This is a genomic window from Streptomyces sp. NPDC059371 (genome assembly GCF_042751995.1).
Lineage (GTDB): Bacteria > Actinomycetota > Actinomycetes > Streptomycetales > Streptomycetaceae > Streptomyces.
On record NZ_JBHYXD010000043.1, the window covers coordinates 31607 to 57922 of the forward strand.

Below are 26316 nucleotides of genomic sequence, written 5' to 3' on the forward strand. Positions count from 1 at the left end.
AGGTGTCGGGATGGTCCGGGCCTAGTACACGCAGCTGGTCCACCAACAGTTCCGCGAAGGAGTCGACAGCTCCCGCCGGGTCTCCTGCCTCCCCCCACCAGAAGGCGAGATTGGCGCGGGCGGTGAGGGTGTCGGGACGGTCTCGGAGGTCAAAACGGGCGGTTGCTGTTGCGACCAATTGCTCGAAGTGGACTCGGGCTGCGATGACTTGGCCGGCGTCGCCGAGGCTTCGTCCGGCGCGGAAGAGTACGGCGTGAATGTCGGGCCAGTACAGCGCGTCGCTGGCGCAGGCTGTGAGGGCGGCGGCGTTGGCACGCAGCATCTGGGCGAAAGTCGGGTCACGCTCGACCTCGGGCCACACTGTGGTCAGCGCGTCGGCGGCGGCGCGTGCGACGCCGTGACGCTCGTCGACGCCGAGGCCATCGCGGGTGGCACGCTGAACCAGTTGATGTACCCGGACCTGGTTCAGATTCGGATCAACATCGTGATGGATGAGGCTGAGACGGTGCAAGGCCCTCAGGGCACCGAACGCGTCGTGTGAGTACGTTTCGGCGTCAACTGCGCCCCGCACCGTTGCGATGCGGTGAGTGGTGAGGTGGATCAAAGAAGGCTCGCTGATCAGCACCTGGATGGGGATCCCGTTGGGATCCAGGAACGACGCGAGCTGGAGCATGGGACGGGCCAGACCAGCCGGGCGGAGTACGTCGGCGCGTTCAAGGGACAGGGACCAGGTGGCGGCCAAGGCAGCGCTCTGGCCGTCAGGCAGAACGTCGGGCGCAGTATCCGCCAGCGCGGTGGTGCGGTCGGCCAGTCGCGCCCGGTAGGCCGCAGCGCTCTCCGCGGCATCGACGAGGTAGGCGGCAGCCTGGGACAAGGCCAGCGGCAGGCATCCTAGCTCTACGGCCAGAGCAGCCAGTTCGTCGGCCGAGTCGGTACGTTCGTCGGCGGCGAGAACCTTGGTCAGATAGTCAACAGCCTCGGCCTCGGTAAACAGACCAACTTCGATGCTGCGGCGGCTCTCACCGGTCAGCATCGCATCTCGGCACCGGGTAGTCAGCAGGGTCCGGCCGTGTGGGCTCGACGGTGGCCAGAGTCCATTTAGTTCAGCGGGGTCGGTGACGTCGTCCAGTACCACCAGCCACCGGGACGGCCTAGCCCCGGCATTGGGCTCCAACCATGCCAGGAACGCCTGGGCGGCTTCCTGCGGATCTTCGGGAGGCACGCTCAGGATCTGCCACGCAGCTCGGGCATAACCTGACACGATGTCGTACTGGGTGTTTGCCGTGATCCACACCAGCACGTCCACCTCGCCAGCGGCCAGTGCTTGACGTGCGTATTCTCCAGCCAGCTGTGTCTTGCCGTTACCACCGCCACCGACGAGCACAAGCGTGCCTTGGCTGGCCCAGAGTTGTTCGATCCCCTCGCGAAGGTGAGGGCGGGACTGAAATGTGGAGGCGCGGGCTGGTAGGACGCCCACGAGAGCAGTCCGGTCACGGTCCCGGTAAACAGAAGGCGACGGCGCGATATTGCCAGTGAGGTTTCCCGACACGGCGATCCCGCCACCCGAGGCGATGGCGGTGCCGGTCGCCGTCGTCACGGCGCTGCCTTGGGGCCCGAGCGAGGGAGCGGACTCCGGACGGAAGTAGTTCTGGAGTCGTCGCAGGAGTCCGCGCCCACGTTCTGGGGCGTTGTGTGCGCGATCGCTCGCCACCTGCCGGGAAGCGGACAACTCGGTTTTGGCAGGGTTCCGCTCATCTAGGGCTGGCGTTCCGCTCTGCGCCTTCACGGCCGCGCCCGCCTCTTCGTCCGCCGTCGGTTCCACGATGGCCACCTCGGCTGCTGTGGTGTTAATCCCCAGCAGTCGCAGCGCGGTGTCACCGGCCTGCGCGAACGGTGCGAGATCAGCAGCCAGTTCGCCTGGGGCGCCTGCGGTGTGCAGGACCGCTTGGATGCCGTACGGCGCGTACGGATGGTCGGAGAGATGCGCGCTCATGGCCTGATGGACGAGGCGAACGTCTCGTCGGGTCAGCTCCTGACGCAGGCGTTTGCTAGCGCCAGGGATGAAGGCCAGGAGGGGATCATGTCCTGCCTTTCGCGAGACGTTGAGTAATCCGCTGGAGAGAACCTCGGCGAGGTCGGACATTCGGGCTTCGGGCACGACCCGCTCTCGGAGGACTTTGAGCATCGCGACGGTGAGGCTGTCCAGCGCGGACCCGAGAACAGCCAGCCGGACCGCGCCGGGTGGGGCCGTGCGGACGAAGGAGTCTGCCATCACCTCGAGGCCGGGAGCCTCGGCGCCATGACGGCTGCGGGGCTGGTGGTTGCCGTCGGGCACGACGACCGCATCGCAGCCGTTCGGGTCCGCCCATATCACGGTCCGCGCCCATGCCCGGAGGGCGTTCGGAGTGCATGTCAGTACGGGCAGCACCTGCCCTGGGCCACTGTGCGCCGTGGATGTGCTGCCAGTGAGGCGCAGGGCGGCGTTGGGAGCAGCCGAATACGGAGCGACCACCTGACAATGCGGGTGATTCAGCGCAGACCGGTGCCACAGACGTCGGGGAAGGGGATCAACAAGGGCGACGGGAGCAGCGTGCCCCCAGGCGCGGAGCATGCGCCATGGCGCGTCCTGGCGCCATCCGGGCGCCGCGCAGTCTGTGAGGACCAGGATCAGGCGCCTGCCCCGGGGGCTATTGCTGTGCTGAGCCGCTCGGTGCACGGGAATGACGTGTCCGCTGTGGTCGTGAAGTTTCGGCGCCTTATCGTGCCAGGTGAGAGGCCAGGTGTAGACGGCGCGGAAGGCACCCAGGTCGCGCAAGACACGGGTCAGCGCCTGTGCCAGGTCCTCCCACAACGTCATGGTCAGGGAGGTATCCATGACGATGACGACCTCGAACCACCGCTCGGGGGCTGGAGTGAAGACCGGCAGCAGGGTGCCGCTGCGGGCGTAGTGATCCACGGTCGCGTCGATGTCGAGTCTGCTGCGCAGGCCTTGGGGCCAGGGCCGGCGGAATGGACGGAGCGCCCGGCCCAGCGCCAAGGCGTCAGGCAGCGCGCTGGGTCGCTCCAGGGACAGTGGCACGCCCCGGACCGGGGTGCCATCGGCGTCCCTGGCGGACACGGGCAGGGTTTTGGGGGTGGAGGTGGACGGGGGTGGCGCTCCGACGTTGCTGGTGACTGGCGGGTTCGTCGTGGGGCGTTCCGGGGTGTGTGTGTCCTCAGAGTCCGGCGTCTCTCGAGGCGGCGAGTGTGCTGTGCGGGCGGCGGCAAGCCAGGCCGCGTCGGCGAGCATCTGTGCGTCAGCGTCTGCGACGACGGTGCGGACAGCGGCGAGGACGCGCGCCAGGGCTTCAGTCACGGGCGAGTTCTCGCAGCAGGAGAGTGCGCAGCCGGTCCGCTTGCGTGCCGCCGGGCCCGTCGGCGGACATTAGAAGTCCGACGGCGTTGAGGAGTTGGTCCACGGCAAGGTGCTCACCCTGGGCAATGCGGGTGGCGAACTGATCGATCAACTCAGCAGCCCTGGCATCGGCTGGCTGCCGCAGATGGGCGCTCACGATGTCGGTGAGCGCCTCGGCGTCGAGTCGAGGCATCGTGAAGCGAATGCAGCGTCGAAGGAACGCAGGCGGAAAGTCACGGTCGCCGTTGCTGGTCATCACGATGAATGGGAACTCGGTACACCGCACCAGGCCGTGGGTGATCTGGTGTGTCTCGCGGCTCGCCCACTGGCGCACCTTCACCTTTGCCTCGCGGAAGCGCACAAGCTCCGGGATCTCGTACTCGCCGCTCTCCAGTGCTTCAAGCAGGTCGCTGGGCAGATCCAGGTCGCTCTTGTCGATCTCGTCGATGAGCAGTGCGCGAGGGCGGTTCGTCGGCAGGAGCGCTGTGCCGAGCGGGCCAAGTTGGAGGAAGGGACTGATGTCGTCCCGCTGGTGGTGGGGTTGGTCGGTGTCTCCGTGGGCCTGTCGCAGGTTCTGGGCGTGAATACGGCCCAAGGCGTCGTAGCGATAGAGCGCCTCAGTCAGATTGCTGCGCGAGGTGATGTGCCAGCGCAGGACTCGGCCGAGGCCCATCTCGTGGGCGACCTGATCGATCACGCTGGACTTCCCGGACCCGGCCGGGCCGGTGATGAGAAGCGGACGACGGAGGTGGAGGGCGGCGTTGACCGCCTCGACCATTCCGGGAGGGGGACGGTACTGCGCGTGCTGCGACTCGCGGGGGAACGTTCGCCACGGCGGTGGCGGGGCGAGTTCGGTGTTGCGCCGTTGACCATCGCCTCGGTAGTAGGGCATCCAGTTCACAGCTTCTCCTCCGGCGCGGCTACCGTGCGGTTGGTAATCAGTTGGCAGAAGTCCAGCCAGGTCTTGTCGTGTGAGACGGCGTGCAAGTCGCACAGACACTGGTCGGGGACGTGGTCGGTCCTGTGTTTGCGGTAGGCGTCGGCAAAGTCCTGGGGCTGACGGTGCCAGTAGGTGCGCACGCGAGTGCGGAATGCCACGTCCGGGGCCGAGGCACCAGGGCGAGGCCAGACGACGATGGGCGCGTAGGGCAGCAGGGTGGTAAGCGCGCGGGCAAGATCGGTGCGTTCGTCGAAGCCGACGGCCGCACCCATCCGACCGGTGGCGAGTTGATGCAGCAGGTTCTCCTCGGCCCCAGGAAGGAAGAGGCCAGGATCGAGCCAGATCACCGGTTCCGTGCAATCGGACATCTCCTGGAGAGCCTTGCGCGCCGCGTCGTTGATTTCGGCGATGTCCGTGACGCAGGGCACAGCGGGATCGGGTCCCAGCCGGCCGCTCCACCGCATCAAGAGGGAGTGCCGGGCGCCAAGCGTAAACACTCCGACCGACTCATCCTCCAGGGCCCATGTCCCACTCATGAGGTCGGTGAGAAGACTGACAGGAGCGGCGATATCGACGTGGTTCAGGGTCTCGCCCTCGCCCAGGTTCTTCCGTGCCCAAGCCAGAGCAGTCTTGATCGCCGCCACGAGCCTGGCGCGTTCGTGTGCGAGAGGGAACGGTTCCCCGGTCTTGATTACCGCTCCGTCGCGTGTGAGCCAGTACTCTGCATCGCCCCACCCCCCCTCGCGCACGTCGGCGAGGCTGATCACAAGCCGCAAAGCGGGTGTGGGACGCGCGAACTCCGTCAGAGCGTCACCGAGTTGGACAAGTAGGCCCCGTCCAATGGCCCACTGTGCGAGCCGCGTGTCCGCGCGGTCTGTCCCGGCCAAGAAGGCGAGTGCAGCCACGATCCTGGCGAGGACCGCTCCGGGGGCTGCGGCGTACGGCTGGGCCTCAAAGACTGCGTATTCCAATACGTCCTGCAGCGGGTCGGCAGCCAGCACGCCAGCTGGCAGGCCGGCAAGGCGAGCGGCAGTGCGCAACCGCTCGCTCGTTAGCACCCCGGGGAACATCTCGGCGAGGAACTCTGTCGTCACCGCGCATTCCATCAGCCCCGCGACAGCACAGGCCATGCGACCCGTCGCGTCTCCCGACTGCGTGTCGAGGGCAAGTTCACGCTGCCAGGTCACGAGTTGAGCGAATGAGACGGTAGCAGGGACGGATGTTTCGGGGCGCCAGGCCGCCATGGCTTCACGCACTTCACTGGCACCGATGGCCCCGACCACGTTCGTCCTGCCCCTGGCACGCTGGACGTCGGGGGGCAACGCCGATGTGTCGTTCTGGAGCAGCTTCACCACGATCTGCTGTCCAATGTAGTTAACGCTGCTGCCCTCGCCGAAGGCATTGCCTTGCATGTCGCGTCCGACGCCCGTGGCTCCCTCGCCTCGCGCGGAGACTCGCTGGCGCTGGCTTGGCACTGCAGAATCGGGCGTGAACGGAACGCGTGCCAGCGCGTTGGCAACACCCGCTGACGATTCTTCCCTCACCTGGCTGCTGCGGGAACCACCGCGGCCGAAGAGGCGCCACCAGGACATACGCGTCAACGCTCGCTATCCTCCCCGATCGCGTTGTCGACGATGTCCTCGCCCGCGCTCACCGCACCTTCACCGCGTGCGGTGACATCACGTCTCCCGGCAGGCGGGGCGGCTCCGGCCGGTGGCGCAGGAGGCGGTGTGGGCGCAATGGTGACCTTGGCACCCTTCCCGATAGCGTTGCCCTGTACCGAGCGTCCGGCAGCAAGTGCCCCGCGACCTTGCGCGCGGACGACGTTGGCGCTCTGAGTACCGCCTGCTGGGGTCATCAGCAAGATGATCACCGACAACGCCAGTCCGATCACGGCTACCACGGCCCCGACCACGCTGGCTGTGCGATCTCCCTCGTCCAGGTCGAGTACGGCTACGGCCACCAGCCCCACGATGGCGGTGAGGCACACCCCGCCCACAATCCAGGCCAGCACGCGGCGGACACCAGCAGACATTCAAGGCCCCATCCCCGAACGCACATTTCTCCCCTCGACACTAGCGCCCCACGTCATCAGCCGAGGGGGAACTGCGGAAGATCCCCAGTCCTGCGCGTAGGCGCATGCATACATAGAGCGGATGGCGCGCTACGCATTGAGTTGCAGGAAGTCCTGATCAGATAGCTCGGCTTCTTGAGCATCGGCCCGTCGGGCTACAGTGCTGGTTCACTGAGCTCGCCTAATGGCGTGACCGCTGTCCAGGTTGACTAATGTCGGCCAGCAAGCAGCCCCCCAGGCTCTCCCGCTGAGGGCCACGACGCCGTGTCAAACGGTTCCTCCGTCCCGTCGTCGTCCACGATCACAATCTCGCTTTCGATCATGGTGGCTGTGTTGCCGTCGCTGTCCCCCAGCAAGGGCAAAGGGCTGACGTGCTGAGAACCGCGCTTGGTCGTCAGCGCCGTTCCCCCTCTCGTTGCGCCTCCACGGCAAGGCGTCGAGACTCCGCGAGGCCATCGGCAACGCTGGCCGCGATGAGGGCCGCACCGGGGGTGTGGCCGGAGCCGACATACCGCCACTGCCGTTCGGTGATCGCGTCGGGCATGTCGACATAGCCCGCGTGACGAGCGCGTTCGGCGCGCAGCACTGCGTACGTGGTCGAGTAGGCGCGGGACTTGGTGAGGATGTGGCCGCGGTAGCCGAGGGTGTGCGCCCAAGCCCGAAGGCGGAGGGGTTCGTATTCGGGGAGGCCGCCCAGGCTCCAACAGGTACGCATCAGCGTACGAACGTGATCGCTTACGGGTGCAGCCGCGATGCCGCCACGGCTTGTGACTGGGTAGTCGGTGCCGACGCCTGTGTCGCTCGCACCTTTGGTGACGTACTTGGCGACATACGCGGCAACCGCGTCGTCGTCCGGACCGTCGCCGACTGCCAACAGTGGCCGAGCGTCGATTTGGACTCCCCAGCGCAGCGTCAACTCACCCACGGCGGGGCTGTAGGTCGTGCGGACCATGACCCTGAAGGCAGATGCCCGCACAGCACGGCTGAGGAGTTCCACGGTGCCCCAGGCCGGAGGGTCGTCGTCCCAGGCGTTGGGACCGTCGAGGCGTACGACGGCGTGCACGTGGACGGCCGCGCGCTTCTGGTACTCGGCGACGCGGGCGAAGGACAGCCGGGCGTGCCGGGCGAAGTGGGACTGAACGAGGCCCGCGGAGGAGGCGAGACGGCGGCGGACGTCGATGACGAATCGGTCCCACAGCTTGGAGGCGTGCGCGTGCCACAGCACGTGGGCTGTGTAGTCGTAGCAGTCCGGGCACAACGGCTGCCCGACGACCGACGCATCTGAGGCGTGCACCGTCCCGCAGCCGACGGTGCGTCCGTGCTCGCAGGTTCCGCCATCACGGCGGGGGCGGCACTGCTCTCCGGCACGGTGGACCGGGCCGAAAGACGGGGCGGTGAGGGTGATGAAGAGCCGAGGTCGATGGCGGACCGATTCGGGGACGTTCTTGCCGCCGAGGAGACCGGCGCGGACCAAGTGGAAGGTGTCGCCTGCGTGGAGGCGGGAGCATGCCGGGCAGACGGTTGCGCGGCGGTTGCGGCAGCGGACGAGGAGGCGTTCGCCGGGTTCGTCGCGGGTGTCGTAGTGCTGGAGGATCTCGCCGGTCGCACCGTCCAGGGTGGTGGTGGAGCCGGAGAGGTGGACGGGGTGGGCGCAGCCGCCGGTAGCGGTTACCTGATCCAGCCAGCGGGGGAACTTCGGGTCCTGGGCGATGCGGATGGCATCGCGGTCTGCTTCGGGGAGCTGACGCAGGCGCGCCGCGCGGTCGAGATCGGCGCGCCTGTCAGCCGGGGTGAGTTCCGGGGTGATGGTGGTGGCCTTCCGGGGTGGGCCGCCGAGGCGGCACGGGTGGTGGTTGGTGGCGCGCTGTCGGTCATGGGGATTGCTCCCTTGCGTGGTTGGGCTGGGGGTGGCCAGGTCAGCGGATGGTTCCGGTGCCCCGGCAGACGCGGCAGCGCCGTGTCCGTCCGGTCCAGGTCTTGCGGGCTCCGTCGCCCTTGCAGTGCGGGCACCTCACGCGAGGCATAGGCATAGCCGTGCGTCCTTCCTGATCAGAAGTGGGCGAAGCCGGTGAGGATCCAGGTCATGAAGCCGTTGATGGTGAGGCTGACCGGGGTCTGGCCGAGGTACATGCCGAACAGGGCGATGCAGGCCGCTTCCCAGATCCGTACGTCGCGGGAGCGGACGAGGAGGAAGGTGATGACCCCGAAGAGCAGCACGAGGGACACGGCCGTACCGGCGCTGATCACTTGTCCTCTCCTTCCAGGGCCGCGAGCGCTGCCGCGAGGCCCGGCAGGTCGGGGGTCATACCGGCGTACTTGCGCGTGACGGACACGGCCTCATCCGTGGGGGTGAGGTGGGAGCGGGCGCGGCTCCATCCGCCGTCGGGCCCGGTGCACACGGCCACGCCCCGTTCCTGTGCGCTGATCGACTGGGCGACGATCACGGCGTCCTTGTTCAGGTCACCCAGGGCCATTTCGGCTGTGCCGGGGTCGTTGACGCGGTGGCAGATACGGCCGCCGAGCTGGGCGCGAAGTGCGGTGACGCCGCGGCCGAGGTCGGAGCCGACTCGCTGGCCGGCGACCACTAAGTGGATGCCGAGCGCGGCTCCGAGCTGCGCGATGCGGAGCAGGAGCGTGGAGCACTGTTCCGCCTCGGCCTTGCCCTCCCGGGTGCCGTCGGAGAGGTACAGCTCCGCGATCTCGTCGACGATCACCACCACGGGTACGGGCCGCAGCTTCTCCGGGAGCTCCCAGATCGAGCGCGCCCCGGCCGTGCGGCACGCACTCATCCGTTCTTGCATGTCGACCACCAGGGCCGAGAGCACGGCAACGGCCTCACGTCGGCAGGTGGCCAGCGCGCTCAGCCGCCCGGCGAACAGGCCCAGCTCCATGCCGCCCTTGCAGTCGATCCCGACCAGGGCAATCCGCTGAGTGGCGAGTTGGGTGATCAGCCGTGCCAGCAGCGTGGACTTGCCCGACCGGGTGGCCCCGACGACCAGCCAGTGCGGCACCACGCGCAGGTTCATCACCCAGGCTCCGCCGCTCTCCAGGACACCGATGAGCGCGGAGAGCAGTTCGGCCGGGGCCGTGGCTAAGCCCGGCCGCTCCAACGGATCCGTGGCCGTCGCGGTCAGCAGCACCAGGCCCCGTTCCGGGGAGGTGACCCGTACCGCGTGCACCTTCCATGCGTGCACCAGCGCGTCCGCCGCCTTCATGTACGTCGCAGGGGTCTGGCCCGCGTGCAGGTGCACGGCCACGGTCAGGCCGAGGCGGTTCGCCCTGGGGAAGGAGCGCCGCGGGGTGAGCGGCCGTAGCGGATCGCCCTTGACGACCAGGTCCCCGAGAAGCCCGCGCGACGGACGGTGGGAGACGGAAAGGTCGTTGAGCAGGGCGACCTTGCGCCAGGTCAACACCACCCGGCACGCGGTGACCGGGTATCCGGCGAGGTACCAGTGCCAAGCCGGACGGTGCCGGCGCAGCAGGTCACCGACGACGAGCAGCCAGGCCAGGACGGCGAGTGCGAGGGCGAGCAGGATCGGCCCCATCACGCGTCACCGCCCTTCGCGTGTGCCGCCGGGCTGCCGGGCACCGGGGTGATCGCGTCGGCCCGGAAGCTGACGCCGTGCCGGTCGCCCATCGACCACATGAACGCGGTCAGTCCGGTGACCTTGACGATCTGCCCTTCGTCGATGCCTTTGGGCTGTCCGGTTACGGCGATCTCGATGACGGAAATCCGTCGTCCGTCCTGCCGCACGGTGACGGCGACGGTCCAGACCGGGTTGCCGTCCCGGTCCCTCTTCACCTCCTGTGTCTCGAAGTTGCTGATCTTCGCTTCCGGTGCGATGGCGCACCGCAGTACGCCCAGTCGTGCCGTGTCCACGGGAATGGACTGCATTGCATGGCCTCCTTGGCCAATCGGGACGTCCGACACATTCGGACGTCACTTGTCCTTACGAGTGACGACTATGCGGCTCTGTACGGCGAGGGTGCAACTACTTATGCTGACGAGTGATGTCGCGCGTGCGACGTGCCTACGACCTCACCCGGAGATGCCGAGATGACAGAGATCCAGCGCCCCGGAGCCCTCTACCAGCAGGTCGCCGCCGCGATCCGCGAAGCGATCCTGACCGGCGAATACGAACCCGGAGGCCCGCTCCCCTCCGAGGCCCAGCTCATGGAGCGCTACAAGGTCTCGCGCCCCACCGTCCGCAACGCCGTCGCCGCACTGCGCGCGGAAGGCCTCATCGACGTCCACCACGGCAAGGGCAGCTTCGTCCGCTCCGCCGGCGGCCCCGCCATCGCGATCTCCCGCCACATCGGCAGGACACCGGCCGGGCATTTCCGGCTGTACGGCGTCGCCGTGTGGCAGCAGGCCGAGGAACCGCACACCTACCGCACCCACACCACCGAAGCCACGGCCCAACTGCTTGGACTCCAGGTGGGAGAGGCCCTGTTCGGCTGCGACCAGCTGCTCGCAGACCCGGACACCGGAGCCCGCGCGATGCTCCGGACACTGATCCCTTTCGCCACCGTCGAAGCCGTATCCGATCTCGGCAAGAGGCCGGACGCCGCCCCCGCCGCGATCTACGCCATGCTCACGGCGGCCGGCCACGAGCTGTGGTGGTCGGAGTCGGTACGGGCCCGCATGCCGCTGCCCGACGAACGCACCACGCTGCGCCTGCCCGACGCGACCCCGGTCCTGCACGTCTCCCGCGTCACCTGCGGCACCGACGACCAGGCCCTGATCCTCGAAGAACTCCACATCGGAGCAGCCCGCACCGAACTCACCTACCGGATCGACGCCGGCGAGTAGCCCGCACGACGCACCCGCACAGGAACACCTGCGCACCCCGTGACGCATGCTCAGGACATGAGCGCATTCAGAAGCGATCTGGACCTTGAGGTCTACGACGTGACGGGCAACGGGGTCCAGGTCGACGTCGCAACCAACGCCCTGGACGGCACAGTTCGGCTGGCCGTGCTGTTCACCCAAGAGATCTACCTGTCGGCCGATGACGCCGAGCGAGTCGCCCAATCGCTGCTGCGCGCCGCAGCACACGCCCGCCGCTTCGAGCCGAAGACCGACCCGGAACCGTAGATCGGTCGAAACAGTCTTCACTTCCTCAAGGGCGCGCCTGCGGCGCGCCGGGCAGCCCGGCCGCCCCGGCCGGGCGTGCGGCGTGACCGCCGGTCCCGTCCGGTCGCCCGACTGCCCGCACCACAGCACGCCCAAGGAGTCGAAGCATCCACCCACCGGAGCGGGCCGGGGCCCACGGGGCTGGGGATCGTCGGCCACCGAGACTTTAGACAGCTCCCATGGGGCGAGCCTCGAAGAACAGGGGGCCCATCGGGCACACCAGCGGGCAGGTCCAGTACCTGCCCGATTCGCCGGGCCAGCGTAAGGCCCCCTGTTCACTCGCCCCATGGCAGCTACCGTCCAAAGTCTCAGCGACCGACGACGTGCCCACGCGCGCCACTCACCAGCAAGAGGACGCCTCACGGCGCACCGCCGTCGCCGCCCGAGATCCCCTCCAGGAGCACGGAAAGCCGGTCCACCGCATCGAGCCGGCCCGCCACCCGCACGACGCCCCGCCCGCTCTCGTCCGTCGAGGCAACAGCCCGCACCTGCGACAGCTCGAACCCTGCCCCGAGCAGCGCCCGGTTGAGCCGGTCCGCAGCATCCCGCGCCGCACGCCAGCCCGCGATGTAGTCGACGCCGGACACCCACAAACCACGGTCCGCGCCCTCGAAGTCGAGACCGTCTCTCAGCCAGTCCTCATCCGAGCCAGTCACCTTGCCCACCTCTGCCCTGATCTAGTAACGGATCGTCAACTCTCTTTTCTTCAGGGCAGATGCGCAGCGCAGCGGCCCCGGTACCATCAGGCACCGGGGACCGCTGCGTCCCCTCCCGGACCACCCCGGTTGCTTCCCGGCGCGGGGGTGGTCCGGTCTCGGTATGAGGTTGTGAAGCACGGCCCCTCAGCTCGGGAGGGGAGCTCCCGGGATGGTCCGAGGAGCCGCGCCCCGTACGGCCGAAGAGGGTCAGACTCCGGCCGGCGTCCGGACCGCCGCTCACTCCCGATCGCGTGAGAGTGGACAGGCGTGCGGCCCGGAGATCTCTACGTAGCGCTGTCGAGGTCGAAGCGGACCCACACGGTCTTGCCTCCGGGGCCCTTTGGCGACCACCACACCGCGTCGGCCAGTCGCTGAATGATCAGCAGCCCCCGCCCCTGGTCTGGCAGCAACGCCTCGGAGAAGTCACCCACCAGCTCCGGCGAGACGAACTCCCGGGCCGGAAGATCGGGCGGAGTCGAGTCCTCGTCAGCGACGCCGATGAACAGCCACCCGGGCCACGCCTTCACGAGCACATCGATCCGCCGGGCGGCACCGGGTTGGGTCAGGCAATCGTCCGGCACTGCGTGGTGTACGACGTTGCCGACCAGCTCCGAGACAACGAGCCGGCCATCGTCGACCATGTGGCCGAGCCCCCAGTCCTGGAGGCAGGCGCCCACCATGTTGCGTGCGGCGCACGCGGTGCCGGCGGACTCGTCGAAGAGCGTCAGCGCCCGGAAGTGTCCCGCCGAGGGATCCTGCGCCGCGTCACGCAGCGAGACCGCCCGCGGGATGTTCGCTCTGCGTTTGCTCTGCCGAACGTCCATTGCGTCCCCTGCCGACTGCCGACGAGCCCTGTAGCCCGTCGCTCCGTGCAGAACAGTGAACGGCGCGGGCGGTAGAACCGGGAGCGTTCACCAGGGGGTTCACGTGAACACCGGCAAATGCAAAGGGGGTTCACTGATGAACCCCCCAATGTCATAGCTCTGTGCCACGATGAATGCTCGCTGTCATTCTCGGGTTGGCAGGGGAGCATGAGCCGAGAGCCGAACGCACAGTTGATCGCGGTCATGACCGAAGCGAACGTCTCCAACAAGGGACTCGCCAAGCGGATGCAGGACGCCGCTGCCCAGCGCGGAACGAGTCTCGGGACGACACACGTCGCCGTACAGCGGTGGCGAGACGGCGCGGGCATCCAGCCCCAGACGGCGGCCATCATGGCGGACGTTCTCAGTTCCAAGCTGAACCGCCGCATCACACCGGCCGACCTCGGATTCTTCGCCCAGCTCCGGCAGGCGACGCCGCAGCCGATCGGGTACCCGGGCACCGTGTCCGGCGTGCTGTCCATGCTCGACGGACTCGCCGACGAGCGGGTTGAAGCCGTCACACCCGACGACCTGGCGGTCGCGGACACCGATCTCAACTCGGCGGTCCTGTCATGGATGATCGCGCGCCCCGACGGCGTCGAGGCCGACAGGCCCGCTCACCAACGCATCGGCATGCGGGACGTGCGCGCCGTCCGAGACGCGGCCGGCATGTTCATGCAGCTCGACTTCAAGTACGGCGGAGGCCACGGTCACCGGGCCCTCCGCCACTACTTCCGCCAGGAGGTCTTACCGCTCTTGGGGGCCAGCTACAGCGAGAAGGTCGGCACCGCGTTATTCGGCGCCGCCGCCGAGGTCTCGCAGCTGCTCGCGTGGACCGCGTACGACACCGGAAACCAGCGTCTCGCCCACCGCTACCTGACGTCGACACTGCGCCTGTCCCAGGTCATCGACGACCGCATGTTCGGCGCCCGGATCCTCGGCAACCTCAGCCACCAGGCGAACTACCTGGGCAACCACGCCCAGGCCATCCAGCTCGCGCGCGCCGCCGTCGAAGGCGCCAAGGGCAGGGCCACGCCGCGGGCCATGGCGAACTACTCAGCCATGGAAGCCCGCGCCCTGGCCAACGGAGGAGACCCGATCGGCGCCGGCCGGGCGATGAACGAAGCCGAACGCCACTTCGAGCACGCCGACACCGCCGACGACCCCTCGTGGCTCGACTACTTCGACTCCGCGGAACTCATGGGCGAACTCTGCCACTGCTTCCGCGACCTCAAGATGCGCCGCGAATCCGTCGAGGCAGCGCAACGCGCAGTCGATCAAACCGACCCGAAGTACGCCCGCACCCTGGGGTTCTGCCGCATGGTGCTCGCCCAAAGCCACCTGCTGAACGGTGAACTGGAAGCCGCCGTCACGACAGCCAGTCTGGCCGTGGACGGCGGAGACACACTCCAGTCCTCCCGCTTCCAGCGCTACGTGACCGACTTCCAAGCCGAAGTCAGCGTCCACGCGGCGAACCCGATCGTGGCCGCCTTCAACAACCAGGTGCACGACGCCCTCGCCCGCTTGGACGACGAGTAGCCGCTACCAGGGACGCCAATCCCGAGGCCCGTCGTCATTGCGCAGCCCAGCTATGCGGCGGCGATACTCAGCGGCCGTCCGCTCGTCTTCCTGCACGTTCTGCATCAGCCACGTCGTCATGCCGAACTCCTGCAACCCACGCAGCGTCTCGTACCCGTGCCACTCGTACAGATCCCGCCCGTAGGCCCTGACGAAGTCGGCGTACTGCTCGTCGGTCTGCCAGCCAAGACTGTGATGCTCGACTGCGGTGACCATCAGGTCCCACTCAGGATGATCGAAGCAGAAGGCCTCGAAGTCGATCAGGATCACGCACCCTTGGTCGTCCACCATGAGGTTCTGCACGTGAGCATCACCGTGGACCGGCCCCTTAGGCGTCTCGAACCGCAGCTCTTCGAACTTGTCCCGCAGCTCCCGCCACCGCTTCCGCAGGAAGACCTTGTCATCCCCAGGAATCACCGCCCGGTCGAGCCGCAACTCCTGCTTATCAAAGGGATCGAACGGCGGCAGCTCCAAGCCGGCCGGCAGAGTCAAGGAGTGCAGGTCCCTCAGGATCACGCCCAGCTCCCCGTACGTTGCCTTGCGGTCCCCCTCCTCGATCAGATGCCAGAACGTCACAGGGTGCCCGTCGACCACGAGCGGCTGCTCCAGATCCTCAACGACCCGTGCAGCGGGAAACCCTTCCGCCGCCAGCCACCGCGCCACAGCCACCTCGTTCCGCGACTTCGGCAACCACTCTTCCCCGCGGGCCACCCGCACGATCACCGGTACGGACGCCAGCCGGAACAACGCGTTCTCTCCGAGACGGATCAACTCCGCATCTCTGTCATCGAGCCCAGCAGCCCGGCACGCAGCAACCATCACCCGCGTCGCCCCCGCCGAAGTGAACCCCTCTTCAGACCGAGCAGCGTCAACCGCCATGCCCGCACCAGCTCCCCTAGTCGCGCGATCAACCGGCACACGTCTACGGGTGACCAACCCGCGCGCACCAGACACGACTCCGAACGTACCCAGCCCAGCGCGATCGAGACGAGGGCGTGGACCGCGAGACAGCAGACTTCGCCAAGCCCTCAGCCTGGAAGGGGGTAACTGGCAGTGGACAGTATTTGGGGAAGCGCTTTGGAGAACATCTCGTAAGCACCTAGCAGACCTCGTCGCTGATCAAGCCAGCGTAGTTTCAACGGTGAATCAGGATCCGTCACGTGCACCGGATCCCGCCGAAGAGCATCTATGGCGAAGAGTGCCTGCTCAAGCCACCTGAGGGCTGTACCAGAGATACGTTCAAGCTCCGCCACCTCACACACCACGACAAGATCGTAGTGCCCTCGGAGTACCGCACCTTCCGCTTTACGCAGTTTGTCGCGCACTTCGCTTAGCTGCTGCCCGTCACTAAGGGCATAGATCAACTCATCTAGCGCATCGACCGCTTCCCCCAACTTCGCTTGGAAGGCTAAGCAGTTTTGGCGGCGCCACTCATCATGTTGACGCCGCCGCTCGTCGTCCTTGCGTTCCTTGTCCAACTCGTTTTGCTGAAGCAGCTGAACCTGAGCCCCACGGGCTGCCATCCCTGCCCCAACAGCAGCTCCCGCAGCGCTCGCGAATCCCGCCAAGCCAGCAGCCCAGACAGCAGCGACCCCCTGATCCATGGAACAAAGCTTGCCGTGTCGACGGCAGTCGGGGTAGAGCTGAGCTGCAACTCGTCAAACACGCGTGCACGACCATCGCTGAGCAGCATGATCCACTCACCTGCTTCTCACGCGCCTTCGGCCCTCATCAGACGACCTGACCTGGGTCAGCCCACCCATCATCACCCCGTCAAAGCTCCAGTGGCGCCATCGCGCTGCGCGCCAGTCCGGCAACGGCCTTGTCGCCACGATCCGTCTCGATCGACGACAACAGCGCGGCGAGAGCATCCTCCGGGGCCCCGTCACGCGAAGGCGGAACACCCTTCACCAAAAGTGGTGGTGACAAAAGATGCTTCGCTCTAGAGTGGGAATATGGCGAATATTTCTGAGGCTTGGATGCCTCACTGGGTGGGACAGCTTCCACAGCTTGAGAACGTAGCGATCCCAGACTCAGATAAAGATGAGTTCATTCACCACCTCTTCGAATTCATGTTTCAAGAATTCAATCATGGCCACAGTAGCCAGACTCGCATGGATCTCGGACTCGGGCGGATAGATGAGTGGAAGCTCAATTCATCCGATGGTCGCGAATTCCCTCGCCTGTGGGTAGCGAATCACACGGATGGCTTGCACCTCTCTTTGGCTGGCCAAAGAGAGCAGCGCCAAGAAGACATCGCAATGTGGCGCGGGGGAATCGAAGCAGCCATCGCGCGCATTGGTACGCGTAATAAAGAGCGCTGGATCGCAATTCTATCCCAGAACCAGCCCGACCCGCACACACTGAATGGCCAGCGCCTTGATGGGGATACGACTATTGGCGATCTATCCTTCGCATCACTTACTAGTGGCGTGTCTGAAGATGCTCTGATTCCTATGAGCGGCCACGGAGTAACAGTGGGGCAATTCTCCCATTGGCCTATAGAGGTGCGCGGATCAACCTCTTGTTACACGTGGCGCAGAGATGGGGAAGTGGCCACACTGGCGCGACTGCGGAGAATCAGTGCAGCCCTTTCACTCGCTTGGGACAGTCCATGGCTCGTGCGCGAAGGCCCCCACGATTCCAACCTTTCCCAGGAACGTTCCCACCTCCAGGGCCACTCATGGCGCCCTGTTACCGACGAAACAATGCGCGACGGCAGCAGGCCGATTACTATTCCCAGCTGGATTGCGAACGCTGAACGAATCATGGCAGAGACTCCGCGATGGGCGAATGCACTACTAATGCACCAGGAAGGATTGACGCTGAAGCGAGATCACCCATCTATGGCTCTGGTATGTTTCACCGCAGCCGTTGAGACGATCGCCCAGATCAACAAGAATCCCGAAAAATGCCCAGAGTGCAGCATGGTACTCAGCAGTCGTCAGCGCTTCGAAGACACCATTCACGGGGTTTTGGACGAGGAGCAGGCAATGTACCTCATGAAGTCATACCCTCAGCGTTCCAAAACCGTGCATCAAGGAAGGCTTCACGGAACCGAAATGCAGATCAATGGATTCGGGCGGATGAGCTTGTTTGTTCCAGATGAAGAACTGCTATTCACTGCAGGCACCGTCGAAGCGGCTCAAGAAGCAAGCAAGCGGCTACTGTTGAATGCGCTGTGAGTGTAAACGGGCCGCCACTGAGCTACAGTCGGCGGTCGACTCATCAGCTGAGGCCTGGAAATACATGGAAAGTCACCTCGACCAACTCCGGTGACTGCAGGGCCATTTGCGGCTCGGATGTTGGCTGATGACCTGCCTATGGGGTCAGCTTCGGTACCCGCGCTGTTCCTGGTCTTCCTCTCTGCTGTCTCGCTCTTCCAGGGTGTCAAGGCAGCCCAAGACATCGGCTGCGAAGCTTCGCACACGTGAGCTTGGATCAGTGAGCAGTGGACTGAGAACTTCACGTCGGCGTTGCAGGGCGTCAGAAAGTTGGCGGGTGGTATCTGGGTAGGCGATGCCTGCTAGGAGAGCACTCCTGCTTGCGGCATCCACGCCTGCGCTCAGGATCGCTGAAACGACTCCGGCCCAGGCAGGGTCGTGCCACGAGTTTCGGACCGCGATTGCAGCCAGTTGCCGTTTATCCTGCGGCCCCACAGACCATTGCCTGACAAGGCCGGTCCATAGCTCTGTTCCTTCGCCCAACAGGGTCAGCGTCTCCGTTGCCGACATCTCGACCCGAGCGCTGTACGGGGCCACGGTTCGGGCCTGATCCATCAAGGCATGAAAGGCGCAGGCCAACTGCTCGCGGGCCGGCAATGTCAATCGACGACTCAAGGAGCGTTTCCAAGCCAGTGGCAGACCCCAGCGACCGTCATTGGCCAGCAGTCGTTCAACTGCGACGGCAGCGAAAGCGTCCGGCAGAGTCAAGGCGATCTCGGTAGCTCCGTAGGCTGTCATTTCGTCAAAGTCAGCAGATCTGGAAGACGAGTCGGCTTCCTTGAGCCGACGACTCAGCACATCAGCTACTTGGCTGCCTGCGATGTCATCGAGACAGGTGCCATCGGTTCGCGCCTCCGCGAGAACATGTCCGAGAGCCTGCACTACAACCGAAAGAGCGCCAGCAGGGCACCGATTACCGAGGGTAACCAAGAGAGACAGCCTTTGCGCTGGCCGCTGTTGTCGACACCTGACGAGATGCCAGGTGAGACTCGTGGTCAGGCGAAGCGCAGAGTCGTCACCCGACGTCGGCGCCGAGACAACGGATCCCATGATCGCCGCAAGAAGCCGGGCCTCACGTGTTGGATGCTCATCGACCAGGTTGAGGGCTGCATCAACCAGGCGTGGATCGGCGGTACGTCCGGCTATCCATGCCCACACTTCGTCCGTGTGTCTTTGGGCGAGTCCAGCCAGCAACTCGCCTTCACCTGGCAGGCCACTTCGGCCGAGACGATCAAGCACAGGGAGCGGATCAGCTGCGGCAGAACCCACTGCACGGGCAAAAACCGGCAGCACGGTGACTTCAATGCCCACGACGCCCGGGCCCGCCTCATCCAGCAGTCTCAGCGCGTCCGCTGTGGTCATCTTGGTACCCAACTCCTCGGCAGCACGATGCTGCTGATCAACTGCATCGCCCCAGGAAACGTCCGTATGGAGGGGCTGCAGTACCAAGAGGCTTGCCAAAGCACCGTCAGAGACGGCCGCTGAGGCCACTGGATCTCCGATGGCTGCGGCGTCAGCCAATGAACCAGGGCGCGGGTCTGGCCCCAGCACTGCCTGGGCAGCACTGCGCCGCACGGACAACGGAAAGTCACTCCAGCGGGCGGCGATCTGCTGGGTGAACGCGCTGGCGGCGGTGTCCAGTACGGCTATTGCATACGCCGGCATCGGAGTGCTTGAGCCTGGCAGCGGAATGGCCCCCTCACCGCGTAGCTGGCCGGGCAGCCCGACAAGGGTATGCAGGACCGGCAAATTCTCCGGTGCGCGAAGGGCGGGTTCATCCAGGAGCGATCCCAGAAGGCTGAGTGCGTCGTTGAGGCCAGCGCCGGTCTCCTGGCGGTCAGGCAGGACGAGAGTGTGAAGGGTTATCACGCTTGCTGAGTCGGGGCTGCCCGCGGTGGTGCTCTCCACGGTCAAGCGGAGTAGGGGACGCAAGGCGGCTAGGAGCACACGGGCGACGGTGGCTGGGGTGCGGATCGCAGCTTCGGCCGCTGCCAACCCTTGCGGTGGGTGCAGGGTACGGTCCGTGTACCACTGGGCGAGGGCACGCAGAACTTCACGACGCCGTTCAAACAATATGTTGAACTGCGCAGGGAGGGCATGAGGTGAGGCGGAACACCAGTGCTCTATCGGGCGCAGGATCTCAGTGTCTCTGTCCAAGCCCTCCAGGGGGAGATCTGGCTCTATAAGCCAAGCTACGTCCAGCAGGATGTGCACCGGGCTGGGCATGGTTTCGAGATCGGTACGTGCGGCGAGACCGGCGAATCGCTGGCCAAGTCGAAGCAACTCATACCGTTGATGCGCATCCAGGTCACCGCCCCAGCGCCGAGGCGACGGCTGCAATGGCCATTGCGTGACAAGACGTTCATAGAGTTCGGCGAGAATTCCGGGAGCAGCTGGCGCAGCCTCACTGGCCAGCCCGACAATGGCTGCCCAGCCTCCCAGGTCAGCGTCTGCCGGCAAGAGTTCCCAGACAAGACTGGCCAGCCGCGCGGCTGCTTCAGCGTCGGCCCGGTCATTCACGGCCTGGGCTAGTACGTTCAGCTGGGGCCCGAGTCGTGCAGCTGCTATTTCCAGCTGCAGTCCGCGGTCAAGACCACTACTCCCGGCCTGATCAAGCCCCGCGTTGCTCACCAGTTGCTGCAACGCGCTACCGATGTTGAGCCGTACTCTGGCTCGGGGATCCAGGGCATCTTTGAGGAGGACCGGGCCGAGCAGGGCAGGGCGCAGGGTGTAGGGCGGAGCGTCGGCTAGTCCTGCGTCAGCAAGATCGTCCAGCAAAGTGGAGAGCCGATGTGGCTCTGGTGGAAGTGTCGACACAGCACCAGCCAGCTGCGCTAGGCCATCCCCATCACTTACAGTCCCGAGAAGCGCGAGAGCAACCGCAGCTGCCCGGTGCTCATCATTGGTGTCGTCAGCAGGCAGGCGATCGTCGGCCATGTCACGGAGCAGGGAAGCCGCGTCCGACCAATCGAATTTGTCGGCGGCCAGAGCTCTTTCGCAGGCCAAATGAGCAATCAGCGGATTACCCTGAGCGAGATTGATGACACTCAGCCGAAACGGCAGGTTCTCTATGCCTCGGCCAGTGACAATCGTGTCAACGGTCGTCCTGTCCAGCGCACGTAGCTCAATTGTTGGACCGGCTGAACGCTCCAAACCGCAACGCCGAAGCGTGGGCGCGCGTCGGCCAGGCCGCATCGTCATAACAAGACGAACGCGGTTGAATTGTGAGTCGTTGACGAGCGCCGACACTCCGGTCAGGTCCGGGCTGCGATCGGCGTCGTCGACGATCACTACTAGGGGAACATCGACCGGGACCTGGGCGAAAGCCTCGACTGGCAGTGCTACGCCAGTCGGCGCCACCAGGACAGACGCAACCGATTTCGAAGCCTCGATCGCCAGGCGTGTTTTGCCGACCCCGCCGGCCCCCTCCACAACGACTACCCGCGACGCACTTTCCTCGTCAATCAGCGCCGCCTTGAGCTCCGTGAGTTCGGCTTCACGCCCCACCAAGGGCGCAGCCATTCCCGGTACTGACGCGCCGAGCCGATCGGCGTACTCCTCCCAGGTCGACAGCGTCCGAGGTGCTGGCGCGGTCCCGCCACCCGGTCTCCACACGATGACTGTGTTGTACTGGTCGCGCCCAACCTGGTTGATTCGCCCCTGGTCAGATGCGGTGGCTTGCTGGGAGATCCGGTCACCGGCGTCGTTGTTACTCATTATCTCGCGATCCTTTGTACTGGTCGCCGCCGACTTGGGTAACGGACGCATCGTCGGACACCTCCGCCTCCTGTTTCACCTTCTCCGGCTCACTGGCGACGGAGGCAGACAAGGGTGCGTGGGGCGTGTACTGGCTCCCGCCGACCTGCACCGACCGGCCATGGCCGGAGGCTGTGGCCCGCTGTGAAACCGTGCGTTCCATCGATGGTAGAGACGGGGCAGGCTCATCGCGTCCTGCCCACCAGCCGACCGCGCCAGCAGCCACAGTGGCCACCACTGTGGCGAAGGCGGTTGCCACTACCCACCGGTCGGCCTCTGCGTCAGGCATCCAGTCGAATGACACCGACCGAGCCGCCCACAAGCACACCCCAAACACCAGGGCCGCTGTCGCCACTGTGATCGTCCATCGCCTCAGATGTGACATCCCTGCCCCCATTTCCACCCCGCCGAAGCCACTCAACACCGAGTGCAGCACCCAGGATGCCCGACGCCTCTCTCACAGCGCTCGACGTGTTGCGAAGACCGGGGCCGTACTCCCTCTAGTGCTTTGACCGCATAGGTTCACCGGTTCGGGCGGGCAGCCCCCGGCTACTGTTCCTTAGGATGCGGCATCGTTGAGAACGGAGGGTTGGTGGCAGTTGATGAGGCGCCAGTGGCGCGGCTGAGAGTTCGGAACAACGGTGAAGACTTGCTGGAGCTGGTCCTTGAGCCGTACGGAAGTGATCACTGGCTGGTACCTGGTGAAACCTTCGTGGTCTGGACGTTCGGATCTGAGGAAGGTGATCCATGGTCGGGGACGACACATGGCAACGAGCCCTTCCAGGTTGACTACCGGCCAGGCTCGGTGACCGTGCATTTCAACGGGAGTCACGGCTACGTCGCGGATGTCATAGGTACTGAGATCGAGTGCGGCCACCGACGGCCGACCGTCGCCGGGACCCCGTGATGGCTCGCGCCGCAACCCGGTGAACCGATGCGGTCACAGCACTAGCCCCCGCCAGCGCCTCCATCACCCGATCGAGTGCCCCGCTCACGTCAGTGAGAGTGACCGCTCGATGCCGGCGTCGGACCCGCGTTCTTGACCGTCAGAGGCAGCAGCTTCTTGCCGGTCAGGCCGATTTGTATGGCCGTGTCTATCTACGGGCACCTTTTCACTCAAAATCGCGCCACGCATCGTCGACCACCGCCTTAGGAGTTCGATCGCTTCAGCCAGCTGGAGCCCTCGCCCTTGCATCCGCACCGTGTGCATCACTGCTGCGGGCTGCCCATGTCCGTCGGGACTCGTCGGACACAGCCGCGTGCCGGGTGGCTCCAGCGCCTGGCACCCCGTTCCGGGACGGTGCCCCCTCCCCAACAACGTCCGAAATAAAAGCCCCACGAAATTAACCGGGAGCTATTCAACACTCGATCACGATTATTAAACAATGCACAGCGCGACATTTTAGCGCCAAGTTAAATCGGACACCCCGACTGACCTGCAGCAATGATGCCCCCGTGAGAGGTTAATGCGCTCTCCTTGACGTCGAAGGCCGGAGGGTTCTTTAATTAGTGCGCGTTAGAAAGTTCTTGGCCTAAAACTCTGAAGGAAGTGGCATGCCTATTGACCGAGCTGTAGTCCGACTTCGCGACGTCATCCGTGATCGCCTCGCCAAAGACGATTCGATCATGATGACGCGTCGTGCCGTCACTGACCTTTACCGCGAGGCCCACCACTATTGCCTTGCCCAGGAGTGGATGGCTGGCAACTACCCCGGCACCGATGGGGGTACTACCAGCGACGAAGGGGTGATACAACAGATCACCCGGAACGGGAAACGCCGAATGAGCAAAGGTCAAGCCATGAGAATTCGCATCAGCTTGGAGGAGTTCGGCGTTGAGAGTGAACCGCCGCTGGAGCGGCTCGATTCTGACACCGACAGCGTTCGGTTCTTCCGTAAGTGGCAGCCCTTGGAGTAGGTGCTGACTACTGATCGATCACTCAGCGGCGTGCTTGGCGCGTGCAAGTGAGTCAACCTAGTCAGCGATCTTGAACGTGGCCAGGGCGCGAGCCACCGTGAATTCAGATCCCAAACCCATCGTACTGGTGAGTATTCCTAACCAGATGAATCCCTCAAACGCCGTTCGGGTCTGATGCTCGCTGAAAGTCGCCCAGGACCACGCCTCGGCGCAGCCCACACGTAGAGCGCCGAAGACAGGAGCGTCACGCGGAGCGGGGCGCGGCTCGATGACGTAGAGCAGCTCGTCACTCAACCATGTGAGGGCCTCCACGACGCCAATCCCACGAACTCACGGACCATCGAACGCCAACGAGCCCCCTTCCCAATCAGGAAAGGGGGCTCGCAAGTTCATACAGTCACGCACAAGCCGGTACAGGCCTCAGACCCACTCCACCTCGGAAACGATGTGCAGTGAAGGCCCAGGGCCCGGCAGGGGCGTCCTGAGGGGTGCTGGTGGCGCTGGTGGGCGAGGGATCGAGACGCCCGCCGCAGACAGTGCAGCCGTCACCTCGTCCTCGCTCGCTCCCGCCAGCGCCTCAATCACTCGATCGAGTGCCCCGCTCACGTCAGTGAGAGTGACCGCTCGATGCCGGCGTCGGACCCGCGTTCTTGACCGTCAGAGGCAGCAACTTCTTGCCGGTCGGTCCGATTTGTATGGCCGTGTCCATCTGAGGACATACCCCGCAGTCGAAGCACGGGGTCCAGCGGCAGTCCTCGACCTCTGTCTCGTCGAGGGAGTCCTGCCAGTCCTCCCAGAGCCAGTCCTTGTCGAGGCCCGAGTCCAGGTGGTCCCAGGGCAGGACCTCCTCGTAGGTGCGCTCGCGGGTGGTGTACCAGTCGACGTCGACGCCGAAGGGGACGAGGGCCTTGTCGGCGCAGGCCATCCAGCGGTCGTACGAGAAGTGCTCGCGCCAGCCGTCGAAGCGGCCGCCGTCCTCGTAGACCGCGCGGATGACGGAGCCGATGCGGCGGTCGCCGCGCGAGAGCAGGCCCTCGACGATGCCGGGCTTGCCGTCGTGGTACCGGAAGCCGATCGAGCGGCCGTACTTCTTGTCGCCGCGGATCTTGTCGCGCAGCTTCGTGAGGCGGGCGTCCGTGTCCTCGGCGGAGAGCTGCGGCGCCCACTGGAAGGGGGTGTGCGGCTTGGGGACGAAACCGCCGATGGACACCGTGCAGCGGATGTCGTTCTGGCCGGAGACCTTGCGGCCCTCGGCGATCACGTTCATCGCCATGTCGGCGATCTGCATGACGTCCTCGTCCGTCTCCGTCGGCAGGCCGCACATGAAGTACAGCTTCACCTGGCGCCAGCCGTTGCCGTAGGCGGTGGAGACGGTCCGGATCAGGTCCTCTTCCGAGACCATCTTGTTGATGACCTTGCGCATGCGCTCGGAGCCGCCCTCGGGGGCGAAGGTCAGGCCCGAACGCCGGCCGTTGCGGGTCAGCTCGTTGGCGAGGTCGACGTTGAAGGCGTCCACGCGGGTCGAGGGGAGGGAGAGGCCGATCTTGTCCTCTTCGTACCGGTCGGCCAGGCCCTTGGCGATGTCGCCGATCTCCGAGTGGTCGGCCGAGGAGAGGGACAGCAGGCCCACCTCCTCGAAGCCGGTCGCCTTCAGGCCCTTCTCGACCATCTCGCCGATGCCCGTGATGGAGCGCTCGCGCACCGGGCGGGTGATCATGCCCGCCTGGCAGAAGCGGCAGCCGCGCGTACAGCCGCGGAAGATCTCCACGGACATGCGCTCGTGGACCGTCTCGGCCAGGGGGACGAGGGGCTGCTTCGGGTAGGGCCACTCGTCGAGGTCCATCACCGTGTGCTTGGAAACGCGCCACGGGACGCCCGACTTGTTGGGCACGACACGGGCGATACGGCCGTCGGAGAGGTACTCGACGTCGTAGAACGCCGGGATGTAGACGTTGCCCGTCTTCGCCAGGCGGAAGAGGACCTCCTCGCGGCCACCCGGGCGGCCCTCCGCCTTCCAGGCGCGGATGATCTCCGTCATGTCGAGCACGGCCTGCTCGCCGTCACCGATGATCGCGGCGTCGATGAAGTCGGCGATCGGCTCGGGGTTGAAGGCCGCGTGGCCGCCCGCGAGGACGATCGGGTCGTCGAGCGTGCGGTTCCTGGACTCCAGCGGGATGCCGGCCAGGTCCAGGGCCGTGAGCATGTTGGTGTAGCCCAGCTCCGTGGAGAAGGACAGGCCGAACACGTCGAAGGCCTTCACCGGGCGGTGGCTGTCCACGGTGAACTGGGGGACCCGGTGCTCGCGCATCAGTTCCTCGAGGTCCGGCCAGACGCTGTACGTGCGCTCGGCGAGGACGCCCTCGCGCTCGTTCAGTACCTCGTACAAGATCATGACGCCCTGGTTGGGCAGGCCGACCTCGTAGGCGTCGGGGTACATCAGGGCCCAGCGGACGTCACACGACTCCCAGGGCTTGACCGTGGAATTGAGCTCTCCGCCGACGTACTGGATCGGCTTCTGCACATGCGGGAGCAGAGCTTCGAGCTGTGGGAAGACCGACACGGCGGTTTCGGCAGGCATCTCGCGAACCTTCGTGAGCTGATGGTGGGGGTGACCATCTAGCGTAACGCGACCGGAGGGCGCGCCGCACCGCCGGACGGGCGCCGGGCCCCGGTAGCCTCCAGGCACCGCCTCCGCCTGCGGTGACGCCGCCGCGATACCGCGGTCGGTCTGACGT

The 26316-nt window shown here is 65.8% G+C and carries 20 protein-coding genes; 6 read left to right on the forward strand and 14 right to left on the reverse strand.

Translation table 11 applies throughout. The features are described from left to right. From ACFXGX_RS23495 to ACFXGX_RS23530, 8 genes are all read right to left on the reverse strand, one after another. On the reverse strand, positions 1 to 3289 hold a 3289-nt coding region (locus ACFXGX_RS23495), incomplete at its 3' end, for an SAV_2336 N-terminal domain-related protein (protein ID WP_384794595.1). A 58-nt stretch (positions 3290 to 3347) separates the two neighbouring features. Beyond that, positions 3348 to 4295 carry an AAA family ATPase gene (locus tag ACFXGX_RS23500; RefSeq protein ID WP_384794542.1) on the reverse strand — a complete coding sequence of 316 codons (948 nt, stop codon included), beginning with the start codon at positions 4293 to 4295 and terminating at the stop codon, positions 3348 to 3350. Beyond that, positions 4292 to 5746, reverse strand: coding sequence for a hypothetical protein (locus ACFXGX_RS23505; RefSeq protein ID WP_384794544.1), 1455 nt, complete (start codon positions 5744 to 5746; stop codon positions 4292 to 4294). The genes ACFXGX_RS23500 and ACFXGX_RS23505 overlap by 4 nt, the downstream gene beginning before the upstream one ends. Before the next feature lie 185 nt (positions 5747 to 5931). Next, complete coding sequence (locus tag ACFXGX_RS23510; protein ID WP_384794546.1) at positions 5932 to 6369, reverse strand: hypothetical protein; 438 nt, start codon at positions 6367 to 6369, stop codon at positions 5932 to 5934. 433 nt (positions 6370 to 6802) lie between these two features. Continuing rightward, complete coding sequence (locus ACFXGX_RS23515) at positions 6803 to 8158, reverse strand: replication initiator (protein ID WP_384794597.1); 1356 nt, start codon at positions 8156 to 8158, stop codon at positions 6803 to 6805. 299 nt (positions 8159 to 8457) lie between these two features. Then, positions 8458 to 8655 carry a hypothetical protein gene (locus ACFXGX_RS23520; RefSeq protein ID WP_384794548.1) on the reverse strand — a complete coding sequence of 66 codons (198 nt, stop codon included), beginning with the start codon at positions 8653 to 8655 and terminating at the stop codon, positions 8458 to 8460. Continuing rightward, entirely contained in the window at positions 8652 to 9953 is a 1302-nt protein-coding gene (locus ACFXGX_RS23525; protein ID WP_384794599.1) for an FtsK/SpoIIIE domain-containing protein, read from the reverse strand. The genes ACFXGX_RS23520 and ACFXGX_RS23525 overlap by 4 nt, the downstream gene beginning before the upstream one ends. Further along, positions 9953 to 10303 (reverse strand): hypothetical protein, encoded by a 351-nt coding sequence (locus ACFXGX_RS23530; RefSeq protein ID WP_376450468.1) that lies wholly within the window; start codon positions 10301 to 10303, stop codon positions 9953 to 9955. The genes ACFXGX_RS23525 and ACFXGX_RS23530 overlap by 1 nt, the downstream gene beginning before the upstream one ends. A gap of 162 nt (positions 10304 to 10465) precedes the next feature. Here ACFXGX_RS23530 and ACFXGX_RS23535 point away from each other — a divergent pair, with 162 nt between their 5' ends. Beyond that, positions 10466 to 11221: a GntR family transcriptional regulator gene (locus tag ACFXGX_RS23535; RefSeq protein WP_384794550.1), complete on the forward strand. Its 756-nt coding sequence runs from the start codon at positions 10466 to 10468 to the stop codon at positions 11219 to 11221. A gap of 57 nt (positions 11222 to 11278) precedes the next feature. Beyond that, positions 11279 to 11506 carry a hypothetical protein gene (locus tag ACFXGX_RS23540; protein ID WP_384794552.1) on the forward strand — a complete coding sequence of 76 codons (228 nt, stop codon included), beginning with the start codon at positions 11279 to 11281 and terminating at the stop codon, positions 11504 to 11506. Positions 11507 to 11904: 398 nt separating this feature from the next. Here the strand turns inward: ACFXGX_RS23540 and ACFXGX_RS23545 are convergent, their stop codons facing one another. Continuing rightward, positions 11905 to 12201: a hypothetical protein gene (locus tag ACFXGX_RS23545; protein WP_384794554.1), complete on the reverse strand. Its 297-nt coding sequence runs from the start codon at positions 12199 to 12201 to the stop codon at positions 11905 to 11907. 326 nt (positions 12202 to 12527) lie between these two features. After that, positions 12528 to 13067: an ATP-binding protein gene (locus ACFXGX_RS23550; RefSeq protein ID WP_384794556.1), complete on the reverse strand. Its 540-nt coding sequence runs from the start codon at positions 13065 to 13067 to the stop codon at positions 12528 to 12530. Between the two features lie 207 nt (positions 13068 to 13274). On the opposite strand from ACFXGX_RS23550, the gene ACFXGX_RS23555 reads away from it, so the two are divergent. Then, positions 13275 to 14645 carry a sporulation protein gene (locus ACFXGX_RS23555; RefSeq protein ID WP_384794558.1) on the forward strand — a complete coding sequence of 457 codons (1371 nt, stop codon included), beginning with the start codon at positions 13275 to 13277 and terminating at the stop codon, positions 14643 to 14645. 3 nt (positions 14646 to 14648) lie between these two features. On the opposite strand, the gene ACFXGX_RS23560 is transcribed toward ACFXGX_RS23555, so the two are convergent. Further along, entirely contained in the window at positions 14649 to 15563 is a 915-nt protein-coding gene (locus ACFXGX_RS23560; RefSeq protein ID WP_384794560.1) for a phosphotransferase enzyme family protein, read from the reverse strand. A gap of 149 nt (positions 15564 to 15712) precedes the next feature. Next, positions 15713 to 16288 carry a hypothetical protein gene (locus ACFXGX_RS23565; RefSeq protein WP_384794562.1) on the reverse strand — a complete coding sequence of 192 codons (576 nt, stop codon included), beginning with the start codon at positions 16286 to 16288 and terminating at the stop codon, positions 15713 to 15715. Positions 16289 to 16639: 351 nt separating this feature from the next. Between ACFXGX_RS23565 and ACFXGX_RS23570 the strand changes: the two genes are divergently transcribed. Then, positions 16640 to 17869 (forward strand): hypothetical protein, encoded by a 1230-nt coding sequence (locus ACFXGX_RS23570; protein WP_384794564.1) that lies wholly within the window; start codon positions 16640 to 16642, stop codon positions 17867 to 17869. A gap of 144 nt (positions 17870 to 18013) precedes the next feature. Here ACFXGX_RS23570 and ACFXGX_RS23575 read toward each other — a convergent pair whose 3' ends face one another. After that, positions 18014 to 21625 carry a hypothetical protein gene (locus ACFXGX_RS23575; RefSeq protein ID WP_384794566.1) on the reverse strand — a complete coding sequence of 1204 codons (3612 nt, stop codon included), beginning with the start codon at positions 21623 to 21625 and terminating at the stop codon, positions 18014 to 18016. Positions 21626 to 22256: 631 nt separating this feature from the next. Between ACFXGX_RS23575 and ACFXGX_RS23580 the strand changes: the two genes are divergently transcribed. Beyond that, positions 22257 to 22571: a hypothetical protein gene (locus ACFXGX_RS23580; RefSeq protein ID WP_384794568.1), complete on the forward strand. Its 315-nt coding sequence runs from the start codon at positions 22257 to 22259 to the stop codon at positions 22569 to 22571. A 647-nt stretch (positions 22572 to 23218) separates the two neighbouring features. Then, positions 23219 to 23581: a hypothetical protein gene (locus ACFXGX_RS23585; protein WP_384794570.1), complete on the forward strand. Its 363-nt coding sequence runs from the start codon at positions 23219 to 23221 to the stop codon at positions 23579 to 23581. 607 nt (positions 23582 to 24188) lie between these two features. On the opposite strand, the gene ACFXGX_RS23590 is transcribed toward ACFXGX_RS23585, so the two are convergent. Next, a complete protein-coding gene (locus tag ACFXGX_RS23590; protein WP_384794572.1) occupies positions 24189 to 26159 on the reverse strand; it encodes a TIGR03960 family B12-binding radical SAM protein in 1971 nt (656 codons plus the stop codon). Positions 26160 to 26316: the final 157 nt, after the last annotated feature.